The organism is Bacillus sp. VT 712, assembly GCF_001614195.1.
Classification (GTDB): domain Bacteria; phylum Bacillota; class Bacilli; order Bacillales; family Bacillaceae_H; genus Priestia; species Priestia flexa.
Genome location: NZ_LWBK01000012.1, coordinates 74,137 through 85,314 on the forward strand (window position 1 = coordinate 74,137; position 11,178 = coordinate 85,314).

Below are 11,178 nucleotides of genomic sequence, written 5' to 3' on the forward strand. Positions count from 1 at the left end.
ATTATACTAAGCAAGTGAAGGAAAAGGAGGGAAAAGTAGATGGAACATCATGCATCCGTGACCTCTCTTGTCATCGTAATTACGGTCGCTTTTTTAACACCAATTCTACTTCATCGCTTTAAACTCAACGTTATCCCTGTCGTAGTAGCTGAAATTATTATGGGGTTAATTATCGGGAAAAGTGGATTTGATTTAGTTCAACAAGATATGTGGTTAGAGACGTTGTCTACCCTCGGATTTATCTTTTTAATGTTTTTAAGCGGGCTAGAAATTGATTTTTCTGCATTTGCAGGTGGACAAAAAAAGGAAAAGACGAAATCTGGTAAAACGATTCCGAACTCGTTTGCTGTATCAACCATTGTATTTCTTGCTATTTTTGCTGTTTCCTTGTTATTATCCTATATTTTTGTCTGGACAGGATTTATTGACAATGCGTTTCTAATGACGCTTATTATTTCAACCATTTCACTTGGAGTTGTTGTTCCAACCTTAAAGGATGCCCAAATTATGAAAAAGTCCATTGGGCAAACAATCCTACTAATTGCTGTTATTGCAGACCTTGTGACGATGATTCTTCTTGCTGTTTTTGCATCAATTTATGCAGAATCGGGAGGAGGAAACACATGGCTACTGCTTATTCTATTTGCTGCCGGTGTTCTATTCTACTTTATCGGTAAGCAGTTTAAGCATCGTTCCTTCCTTGAAACGATGTCTAAAGGAACGGTTCAGATTGATACGCGAGCAGTATTTGCGCTTATTATTATCCTAGTGGGACTTTCTGAATCAATTGGAGCGGAAAATATCTTAGGAGCGTTTTTAGCCGGCGTACTTGTATCACTGCTTGCTCCAGATAAGAATCTTGTGCATAAACTAGATTCCTTCGGATATGGCTTTTTAATCCCTATCTTTTTCGTAATGGTTGGGGTAGACCTTGATGTTTGGTCGCTGTTTGGAGATTCAAAAGTACTTATTCTAATGCCTTTATTGCTTTTAGCTTTATTGTTATCAAAGCTATTACCAGTAATGATTATGCGCATTTGGTACGATACAAAAACAGTGTTAGCATCAGGCTTTTTATTAACATCAACGCTTTCACTTGTTATTGCAGCAGCTACGGTTGGTGAAAATATTGGTGTCATTGATTCACAGATGTCAGGAGCCCTCATTCTAGTAGCGGTTATCACGTGTATTATTACGCCAATCGTCTTTAGAAAGCTGTTTCCAAAGCCAGAGATCAATGAGAAGAAACTTAAGATTAACATGCTTGGTGCGAATCAATTTACCCTACCAGTAATTCGTGATCTTGATTTAAATATGTATGACGTAACGATTTATCATACGTCGAATGAAAAGTTGGATAACCGTACGTCTGACTCTGTTTTTAATATTAATGATATTGAATCTTATGATGTAGAATATCTACAAAAACAAGGTATTTTAGATACGGATGTACTCGTTGTTACAACAGGAGAAGAAGAGCGCAATACATCGATTGCGTTAGCTGCCAAAGAATATGGGACAGGTCGAGTCATTGCGCGTGTTGAAACGCCAGAGCTCGATGAAAAGCTAAAAGCAAACCAAGTGGAAGTCTTCTCCGTACTATTGTCAACAACAGCACTATTAAAAGCGTTAATTGAGTCACCGACGGTTTTAAATATCTTAACAAACCAAGAGTCGGCTCTTTATCAAATCAATATGCGTAACCCAAAATACCAAGGGGTAGAACTTCGTAAATTCCCATTTACGGGTGATGTCATCTTTGTTCGTATCTTTAGAGGTAAAGACTCCATCGTTCCTCACGGTGATACGGAACTAGCGTTAGATGACCGGCTGATTGTAACGGGATCGCGCTCATATGTAAACGAGCTGAAAATGCTGTTGGAATATAAAATTCGTTAGTGAAATAAGACTTAGATGGAAGTAACCTAGTCAATAATTTATCCGAACAATTAAGAGGTAACTCTCAATTGTTCGGATTTTTTGATTCGGAAACCACGTTTAAAGAAAAGTGAAATGGAGCATAAGATACGTGACTCCTGCGCGAACGATAGGAAAGACTGAGACCCAGTAGCGCAGTGAGAAGGATTTAGCTTCCTCTTTTCAGAAGCAAGCACTTCACCAAGCTTCAGTCTCTTTGTCTATATAAATGATAGCTTTTTTTGCTCTTTCTATGTTATACTTATATTAATACCAGGTACTAATAACTTGTAATAAGTAGGAGGATATTAAAAGATGTTAAAAAGCTTATCCTTAGAGAATCGCACATTTGTTGTCATGGGAGTAGCAAATAAACGAAGCATTGCATGGGGTATTGCTCGCTCACTGCACGAAGCAGGCGCACGTTTAGTATTTACATATGCGGGAGAACGCTTAGAGAAGAACGTTCGCGATCTTGCAGCTTCATTAGAGCGTGAAGATACGCTTGTATTACCTTGTGACGTAACGCAAGATGAAGATATTAAAGCATGTTTCACAAAAATTAAAGAAGAAGTAGGCCATATTCACGGCGTAGCACATTGTATCGCGTTTGCAAATCGCGAAGATTTAGACGGTAATTTTGTAGATACATCTCGAGATGGTTTCCTTTTAGCTCACAATATCAGCTCATATTCACTTACGGCTGTTGCTCGTGAAGCAAAAGAACTAATGACAGAAGGCGGAAGCATCGTAACACTAACTTATCTAGGTGGAGAGCGCGTTGTTCAGAACTATAACGTAATGGGCGTAGCCAAAGCTTCTTTAGATGCTAGCGTAAGATACTTAGCTTCAGACTTAGGTCAGCACGGTATTCGTGTTAACTCAATTTCTGCAGGACCAATTCGTACGTTATCTGCAAAAGGAATTAGCGACTTTAACTCAATTTTAAAACAAATTGAAGAGCGTGCACCGCTTCGTCGCACAACGACTCCAGAAGAAGTTGGCGATACGGCAACATTCTTATTCAGTGATTTATCACGTGGAATTACAGGTGAAAACCTACACGTGGATTCTGGTTTCCATATTATCGGACGTTAATCGTTCTTGTAAGAGCGCTACGGCATGTAGCGCTCTTTTTTTGTGTCGTTATAAAAAAAGAAACAAGTTTTCTAACAAGCAAGCATACATTTTTAAGAGAACGATAACAAGCAATGGGAGGTATGCTTCATGACTGACTCTCGCTCAAGGTCCGAAGACAACGAGCCTTTAATGTACATTGTGCAGCCGAACCAAGCACAAACAACAAGATCTATGCAATATTTTTATAGCTCGAAGCAAAATGAAAAAGAGCAGGAGCCCTTAAAAGAAGAACCAACTTTCTCACCAATTGAAGACGTAAAGTCACAGGAAGTTAAACCTGAGAAAGCTGGGTTACCTGCAAATGTTCATAAACAGAAAGAGCAAAAAAAACCAAATAAAGCATTTCAATATATGAACATTAGTGAAAAACTTAATTTTCTATGTGGGTTTCCAAAACATATGTCGCAGCCAATTTGTGAAATAAGTGTAGAAGGAAATTCGTTTATCGGAACAATTGTGGAATTTGTAGACGGTGAAGTATCAATTTTAGCTCCTCCACATGATAAGCCGAATCGGGTGCCTGTCAAAGATATCGTAACGATTTCAATTGTTAAGATTTAAAGAAGTAAAAAGCTAACAAATGAATTTTTCTTGTTAGCTTTTTTCAGTAAAGGTGGGTTTAAAATGACCTGGATTTATTTATTTTTATTCGTTTTTGCTACGTTTCGCCTCACAAGGCTGATTGTATTTGATAAGATTACAGGATTTATTCGTAAGCCGTTTCATGAAATGGTTACAGAGCCTGATGAACAAGGAAATGAGATTACTTACTTAACGGTAAAAGGAAAAGGGCTTAGAAAGTGGATTGGAGAACTCTTAAGCTGCTATTGGTGTACGGGCATGTGGTGTGCAATTGCAATTTATGCAGGCTATACGTTTTTTCCGCAGATTGCAATTCCTGCAATTATTGTTTTAGCGATTGCCGGGTGTGCAGGGATTGTTGAATCATTTATGAAATAAATGGACGGGCATAGAAAAAACAATCGACTTACAGCCGATTGTTTTTTTATTCTTCTGTTGGAAGAGTAAGCACGATTTTATTGAGGAAAGGAATGCCTTGCTTCCACTCCTCACTGTAAAAATATCCTTCTACAATGACAAAAGATGAGTTTAATTCTTTTGGAATGAGAAGCTGAAACGATTCAAAACGCATTGGCTGATTGGGTGCTAGCTGGGCAGAACGAGTGGGCCTGATCCAGTATTCGCCATCTTGCTTTATTTTTTCTCGCCATTTTGGGTGGGCATACTGCCATTGAAGCGCTGATGAGGGAATGGTGGAATCTTCAATTTCCTTTTCATCAATAACCTTTCCCGTTAGCGATACATTCTCATGAGGCTTCACTTTTAAGCAGATAATTGGTGAGACAAGCGATTTGCTTGTTTGATTTGTAACCACAGCGTTTCCAAGAATCATCATTTCTTCCTCATCTGGAGTTGGTAACAAGACAGAGTGTTGAAAATAACTGATGATGTCAGTTGCTTGAAAGCGATCAACTTCTACTTTAACTTGCTTTTCAACTATTTTTTCAACAGGCTTTTCAATGATTTTTTCAATCACTTTCTCTTCAATAATCGGCTGTTTACGAGAAATTCTCTCTTTGAGCGATTCAATGATAATGGCTTGTTCGGAGTGCTCATTTTTAAGCTGATACAGCTCTTTTTCAAGTTCTTCTAATTCCGTGTCTTTATCATTGATTGAATAGGCTTCGGCATGTTTGTTCTTCCAAAATAAAGAGTTTTCTTTCTCGCGATCTAATGCTCTCTCAAGCTGTCTAATTTGGTTTTCATAGTTTTTTAGTTCGGATTTATAGTGAATGAGCTTTTGACGCATCAGCATGGAATCATCTTTAGGTGAAGGGGACATCATTTAATCTCCTTTCGTAACGTAGCTATCAATATTACATATGTATGCGAAGTAATAACTATCAATGAAAAAAGAGGAGAAAAATTCTCCTCTGATTATGCATTGACTTATTCGAATTCGTATTCTCCGCCGTGATAATCATCGTGATCATGGTCGTGACAGTGATGGTGGTGATGTCTACCTGGGAAGATGTCATCGCATGTTGGTGGATTGTAAACTGGGCCACATCCTAATTTGTCTAAAATTTCAGGGCGAGGGTAGCAGTAGCTTCCTTCAACTTCGATTTTTACATCTCTTTCCATTTGAACGCTTAAGCAAATAAATAGTTCTAAGTCTACGCCTTCAAATTCATTGTCGTCACTGCAAAGTACATTTCCAATACCATCAAAGTTGTCTAAATGTACAACTGGGTACGTTCCTTCTGGTGCACATAGATAGAATGTTTGCACTGTTGACCAAGTGTACGTATCATCAGATAACGCACAAGGTGGTACACCTGTAGTGTTACAGAAGTTTGTAACGTTTGTTAACTTTACGCGGTAGAATCCACTGATTGATAAGCGTACTTCTTGAAGTTTTACAAACTCACCGTCTGGTAATACGATTTTGCGCGTACGACGTTTGCCGAAAGGTGCAAATTCAATTACTGAGTTGATTGCATCGTCATCGGAAAGGTCGATTGGATTACCTTCCTCATCTGTTAAAACTGCTTGAACTTCTGCTGTTGGACCATATGTTGCACAAATTGGATCAATTGAACCTGGAAAATCAATTTGATCTGGAATAAATGATCTGTTTTGTGTTACCTCACGTTTCACCCAATCATATACTTTAGGAACGCGAATACATAATGACTCTAAATGTTCTCCCATTCTTTTTACCTCCTAATCGTAATTGTCCTTCCTTTATGCTGTTCGTTAACTAGGTATCGGACTACTATAGTGTATGAATGACCCGGTTTTGTGTGACCGTGACAAAAGCGGAATTTAGAAAAGTTCGCTTTATGCATAAAATTTGAAGGAAATAATAAACTCACTTACAGCATATTCATATTAAGAAAATGTGTTATTCATCTAGAAAGAAATTTTATGAGTAACTAGCTGACATGGAGGAGTGAAGCGCTGTGGCTGAAGTAAAAGTAAGAGAATATATTGCAAGTTTAAAAGCTGAATTAGAGTTCTATAAGGAAGAATATCAAAAATATAAGAGTGAAGAGCTAAATTACGAAGAACTTCGGGAAGACTTAGAGAGTTATAAAGAGAAAAATAAAAAGCTAGTTGAAGAAATTGATTGGTTAAAAGCAATGATCAACGAACAAAAAGAGCAGGAGAAAAAAGCGCAGTCAAAGATAGAAGCAAAAGAAGCTGTAAAGCCAAAAGAACCTGCAAAACAGAAGGAAGTTGTAAATGCACACCCATCATTTGATAAAACGATTGATCAAGGGCTCAGTGAACTTCAGCAAAAGCTAAGTGGCGTTCAAAGGCATAAGATGAGGCAGCAGTCGGCGAGCCGTGAGCGTGAAATTAGCAATCAGGACTTGTTTTTAAAGCTGCAGCGTAAAATGGACAAATAATACTGAACTTCTTGCTGGAAACTGAATATAATGTCATAGATTGCATTTTGTGAAAAGGAGGGACCATAGGATGTATTATAATCAAAATCAAGCATACCCTCACCTGCACCCTCATTACTATCAGCAGCCGGTGATGAAAAAAGCAGTAAAATATCCTTCAAAGCCTGTACAAAAGCCAATGCCAAAGCAAGGTGGCTGTGGCTGCGGAGCTAAATTACCGAAGCGTTAAGTCATTAGTGCTGCCTATCTTGGCAGTACTTTTTTTCTTTCTATACATAGTATAGAAGGAGGTGAATGCCATGGCAGATTTTTTTGAGCAATTAGAGAAGTTTTTTGAAGAGCAAATTATTGGTTCTCATGAAAAGAAGATGGATGAAGTAGAAAAGTTATCTCACCAGTTTGAAAAGCACGAGCGTCAATTACAAAAGCAAGAAAAGCAAATTGATGATTTGTATAATGATGACCCATTTGGACAATGAAAATATTTCTTGACCAAAAGCCCATACCAATCCATTCCGCTTCACATATTGTATAGAGAAGAAGGACAGAGGGGGTGTAATTATGGGCTTTGGATACAGCGGATATGGCTGTGGCTACGGTGGTGGTTACGGCGGTGGTTTTGCGTTAATCGTAGTACTATTTATTTTATTAGTTATCATTGGTTGTGCTTGTTACAACTAATCCCTTCTACTGAATATAGTAAAGAAGAGTACGAGTGAACGTTCACTCGTACTTTGTTTTGATAGTGTACCTCACAAACCGTCGATTGAAAGTGGTCACCATCTGGGCAGCTGCTGCATACGATAGAGTATTCCGTACAGAACCGCTTCTTCTCACACAATATGGCGGCTAGAGGCAATTTGGTTTCATAAGCTTTATATGCCAAAGGAGGCAATGTAAATGGATAACAATATGTTTAAGAATATTGAAAAGAAAACAGGCGTTAATATGAAGGATATTTTCGAGCTAGCGAACTCCGTACAAAATGCAAACTTTAAAGATGAACAAACCGTGCGCAATATTGTCAAACGTGTAGCTCAAATTGCAAATAAACCAATTTCAAAACAAAAAGAAGATCAGATTGTCAAAGCACTTGCTAGCAATAATCAGTCCATTGACTTTAGTACCATTTCTAAAATGCTGAATGAGAAGAAGAAATAAATAAAGAGCTGGGGAGTCCCCAGCTCTTTATTATTCAATGACTAATACGCTTTTAAAAAAGGTTTTAAAAAGCGAGAAGGGTACGCTGTTTTTCCTCGTCGCGTTTGTAAAACTGATAGGTATAAGGATTCTTTTGCTCGCGTCATCGCTACATAGAGTAAGCGTCTTTCTTCTTCCAATGCACCAATCTCACCGTTTCGATACGCTTCCAGCGCGTAGTCATGAGGAATACCGCCATCTACATTACCTAAAACATATACGTGCTTATATTCAAGGCCCTTAGCACGGTGAATGGTTGTTAAATGAACGCTCTCATTAAACTGCTTACTTAAAACCTTCATTTCTTTGTTCATGCCAATCATATGATCTGCGTGGTCAAGCAGTTCTTGGACAGTTGAAAATTTACGTGCAACAACTCTTAAGTCTCGAACGTCGTCTGATCCTTTTTCCATGGCATTTCCTTCATTTCCACGCTTTTTGACAAAATCATCAAAGCCCATATCTTTTGAAATGGTTTCAATGGCATTAACAGGCTTCATCTTTTTTAAGCTTGAAAACAACGGAATAATCTTTTGTAACTTTTTTTGTTGAAACGGCTTTAAATCCTTTAGGTGACCAAGCGCTTCGACAAATGATACGTCATTTAAAATGCTCATTGCTTTTAAGTCATTTAAGATGGTTTTCTTTAAAAATAGTGCCTGTACGATACTAGTAAGCGACTGATTATCGTTTGGATCTAAGCTAAGACGTAAAAAAGCAAGCATCGTTCTCACAATCCGACGTTCATAAAATGAATCTGCATCTTGCTCAATGGTGAACGGAAGGTTTGACTGGGACAGCCGTTCAAAAACCGCACGTGAAGAAGCATGAGTACGGTATAAAATAGAAAAGTCAGAAGGGGACGCACCTGCTTGAACCTTTTCTTTTATATCTCGCACAATCATTGTGGCTTCTTCTTCTTCATCATAAGGGAAGAAAAAGGTTGGCACATGATCATGGTGAAACTGTGCCTTCATATTTTTTGTATGACGCTCCGTATTGCGCTCAATGACCTTATTGGCGGCTGACACAATCGAATGAGCAGAGCGGTAGTTTTGATGAAGCGTTACTTTTTTCGTTCCAGGAAAATCCTTTTCGAAATTTAAGATAAAGCTTGGGTCACTGCCACGAAACGCATAGATGGACTGATCATCATCACCTACAACGCATAAATTTTTAGAGTCTGCGCTTAGCATTTTCATAATAGCATACTGAACTTTATTAATATCTTGAAATTCATCAATTAGAAAGTATCGGAATCGCTTTTGATAACGAACAAGCAGCTCAGGGTTATCTCTAAGCATTTGATAGCAACCGTCTAGCATGTCATCAAAATCAAACAGCCCTTGCGTTTGTTTTGTTTGTTCGTAGTGAACATACAAATGGTGAACTTGCTCTTCCCACTGGCTAACAGGGCGAACATCTTTCACACCCAAAAGCGTATTTTTCCAATAGCTGATCTGTTGAATGGCTTGATCAAATGGGAAATCTTTTTCATCCAGATTTATTTCTCGGCCTGCTTCTTTTAAAATCTGTTCTTTTTGCCAATCCCATTTTAACAATCGATTCATTTGCCAAGACTCAGGCGAATGATGAACAACCATCCGAAGGAAAATACTATGAAATGTACCGACGAGCATCTGCCTAATAATTGATGGTGATATTCCAGGGTAAGATGCTAAACGGTCTTTCATTTCTTTTGCTGCTTTTGATGTAAACGTTACGAGCATAATTGAACGCGGATCAATTTTATGCTCTTGAATCATATAAGCAGTACGAGCGGTTAAGACTCTTGTTTTTCCACTTCCTGCCCCGGCCAAAATTAGAAGAGGTCCTTCAGAGTGAGTAACTGAGCTCCACTGATTTGTATCTAACGTAATTTGATGTTCTTTCAATGTATGAAAGTAGGGTGAATTCGTTTCTTTCACTTCCGCTTTTGATGCTGAAAAAGCAGGAATTGGGGTGAAAAAAGTAGAATTTTTCCACTGAGGCTCATTTTTTACTTCGTTTTTCCCAATTGCTCTGCCTTTTGGAATCCGAAATCCTCCTTGTTCTTCATAGCTTGCACTTGAAGCCAGCACAGAAACGGGTTGTTTTTTGGGAGATGGTTTCATACACTCTGAGCGTTCGTGAGGAGCGTTACGATGATAAAAATATGGAGCTCGATGGATTCCAATTGCAAGATGAACGGGTTCCTTACAATGAGCACAAGTTAATTCATTTCGAATTCCTGCTTCATAAATCAGTTGAAACTGGTTGCGACCTAATGTGTCCAGTGTAATATTCTTCCCGTTACGTAGAGCAGTTTGCATACCGCTGACCTCCTTTGTCGTTTCATTTCGGTTAAAACAGCTAAAGACTATCATACCATATTCAAATGACTGTCGAATAGGTAGAAGGTGAAACAACTGTTTATGTAAAATGTCGAATATCTCTTGTTAAAACGGGAAAAAACCTATAAAAGGAGCATTCCTGTTAGAAGGATTTTCGGGGACTTGAACAAAAAAGAGCCCTCTTGGTATGATACGGGGTGTCAAATCATAGCGCGAATTGACCCCTAACTTAGTTAACCAAGGAGGCCTCCAAAGTGGATTTTAAACAAAATCAGAAAATAAATCAAGTCACCGAGAATACACTCGTAGTAGGAATTGACATTGCCAAGCGAAAACATTTTGCTTGCTTTGTAGATGATCGTGGTCGGGTGCTCCAAAAATCTTTCCCAGTATTACAGTCTAGTGATGGCTTCCAGTGTTTTTATCAACGTATTTTAACTGCAATGAAAGAATACGAAAAAACGGAAGTCATTGTCGGGATTGAACCAACAGGCCATTACTGGCTAAATTTAGCTTATTTCCTTGAGGAACGGGGTATTCCCCTAGTCATGACCAACCCTTTGCACGTTAAAAAGTCAAAGGAATTGGATGACAATTTACCAACCAAACATGACCGTAAAGATGCGCTAGTAATCGCTCGTCTTATTAAAGATGGACGCTTCAGTTATCCACGTATCTTGAAAGACATGGAGGCTGAACTTCGTGTTGGATCAACGTTTAGAGGGAAATTGACAGAGGAACTTAGTGCTGTCAAAAACATGATTATTCGCTGGTTAGATCGCTATTTTCCTGAGTTCACTCAGATCTTCCCGTCATTTGGAAAGATGGCAATGGCCGTACTAGAATGTACCCCATTTCCGAGTGATCTCCAACAGAAACAAGCTGATGAGGTTTTATCCCTTTATCGAAAGATTGAGGGGCTCAAATCTCCCCAACGACCAAAAGCAGTGCGCCTCATTGAAGTCGCTGCTTATTCCATTGGAGTAACAGAAGGACGTGAGATGGCCCGTATTGAAATCGCCACGCTCGTTCGCCGTTACCATCAGCTGGAACAAGATATCGAGAGGATTACTCAACACTTAGTTGAGCTTGTAAAAACTTCTGTAGAGTACGAGTGGCTATCAACGGTACCAGGACTAGGAGATACAACG

Annotated in this window: 13 protein-coding genes; 10 read left to right on the forward strand and 3 right to left on the reverse strand. The window is 38.7% G+C overall.

Annotated elements, in window-relative coordinates; translation table 11 throughout:
• The first annotated feature begins 39 nt into the window (after positions 1–39).
• The 4 genes from A2U94_RS07995 (at position 40) to A2U94_RS08010 (ending at position 4,017) form a co-directional block, all read left to right on the forward strand.
• On the forward strand, positions 40–1,899 hold the full coding sequence (locus A2U94_RS07995) for a monovalent cation:proton antiporter family protein (protein ID WP_025908128.1): 1,860 nt from the start codon (positions 40–42) through the stop codon (positions 1,897–1,899).
• A 333-nt stretch (positions 1,900–2,232) separates the two neighbouring features.
• Positions 2,233–3,015 carry an enoyl-ACP reductase FabI gene (gene fabI, locus A2U94_RS08000; protein ID WP_025908127.1) on the forward strand — a complete coding sequence of 261 codons (783 nt, stop codon included), beginning with the start codon at positions 2,233–2,235 and terminating at the stop codon, positions 3,013–3,015.
• 129 nt (positions 3,016–3,144) lie between these two features.
• Positions 3,145–3,618 (forward strand): CotO family spore coat protein, encoded by a 474-nt coding sequence (locus A2U94_RS08005; RefSeq protein ID WP_025908126.1) that lies wholly within the window; start codon positions 3,145–3,147, stop codon positions 3,616–3,618.
• Between the two features lie 63 nt (positions 3,619–3,681).
• A complete protein-coding gene (locus A2U94_RS08010) occupies positions 3,682–4,017 on the forward strand; it encodes a DUF1360 domain-containing protein (protein ID WP_025908125.1) in 336 nt (111 codons plus the stop codon).
• A 46-nt stretch (positions 4,018–4,063) separates the two neighbouring features.
• Here A2U94_RS08010 and A2U94_RS08015 read toward each other — a convergent pair whose 3' ends face one another.
• Positions 4,064–4,924: a hypothetical protein gene (locus A2U94_RS08015; RefSeq protein ID WP_025908124.1), complete on the reverse strand. Its 861-nt coding sequence runs from the start codon at positions 4,922–4,924 to the stop codon at positions 4,064–4,066.
• Between the two features lie 104 nt (positions 4,925–5,028).
• Positions 5,029–5,793 carry a BMQ_0737 family morphogenetic spore coat protein gene (locus A2U94_RS08020; protein WP_025908123.1) on the reverse strand — a complete coding sequence of 255 codons (765 nt, stop codon included), beginning with the start codon at positions 5,791–5,793 and terminating at the stop codon, positions 5,029–5,031.
• Positions 5,794–6,044: 251 nt separating this feature from the next.
• Between A2U94_RS08020 and A2U94_RS08025 the strand changes: the two genes are divergently transcribed.
• From A2U94_RS08025 to spoVIF, 5 genes are all read left to right on the forward strand, one after another.
• Positions 6,045–6,494, forward strand: a complete 450-nt coding sequence (locus A2U94_RS08025) for a hypothetical protein (RefSeq protein WP_025908122.1) — start codon at positions 6,045–6,047, stop codon at positions 6,492–6,494.
• Positions 6,495–6,564: 70 nt separating this feature from the next.
• Positions 6,565–6,723 (forward strand): hypothetical protein, encoded by a 159-nt coding sequence (locus tag A2U94_RS21490; protein ID WP_167556173.1) that lies wholly within the window; start codon positions 6,565–6,567, stop codon positions 6,721–6,723.
• Between the two features lie 70 nt (positions 6,724–6,793).
• A complete protein-coding gene (locus A2U94_RS08030) occupies positions 6,794–6,973 on the forward strand; it encodes a hypothetical protein (RefSeq protein ID WP_025908121.1) in 180 nt (59 codons plus the stop codon).
• 82 nt (positions 6,974–7,055) lie between these two features.
• The gene (locus A2U94_RS20590; protein ID WP_076512614.1) at positions 7,056–7,175 is read left to right on the forward strand and encodes a YjcZ family sporulation protein; all 120 of its coding nucleotides are present in this window, start codon (positions 7,056–7,058) and stop codon (positions 7,173–7,175) included.
• A gap of 219 nt (positions 7,176–7,394) precedes the next feature.
• Positions 7,395–7,655, forward strand: a complete 261-nt coding sequence (spoVIF, locus tag A2U94_RS08035) for a sporulation-specific transcription regulator SpoVIF (RefSeq protein ID WP_025908120.1) — start codon at positions 7,395–7,397, stop codon at positions 7,653–7,655.
• 41 nt (positions 7,656–7,696) lie between these two features.
• On the opposite strand, the gene A2U94_RS08040 is transcribed toward spoVIF, so the two are convergent.
• Complete coding sequence (locus tag A2U94_RS08040) at positions 7,697–10,006, reverse strand: UvrD-helicase domain-containing protein (RefSeq protein WP_025908119.1); 2,310 nt, start codon at positions 10,004–10,006, stop codon at positions 7,697–7,699.
• 275 nt (positions 10,007–10,281) lie between these two features.
• Here A2U94_RS08040 and A2U94_RS08045 point away from each other — a divergent pair.
• Positions 10,282–11,178 (forward strand): IS110 family transposase (locus A2U94_RS08045; protein WP_062954506.1); only part of this gene is annotated, 897 nt, incomplete at its 3' end.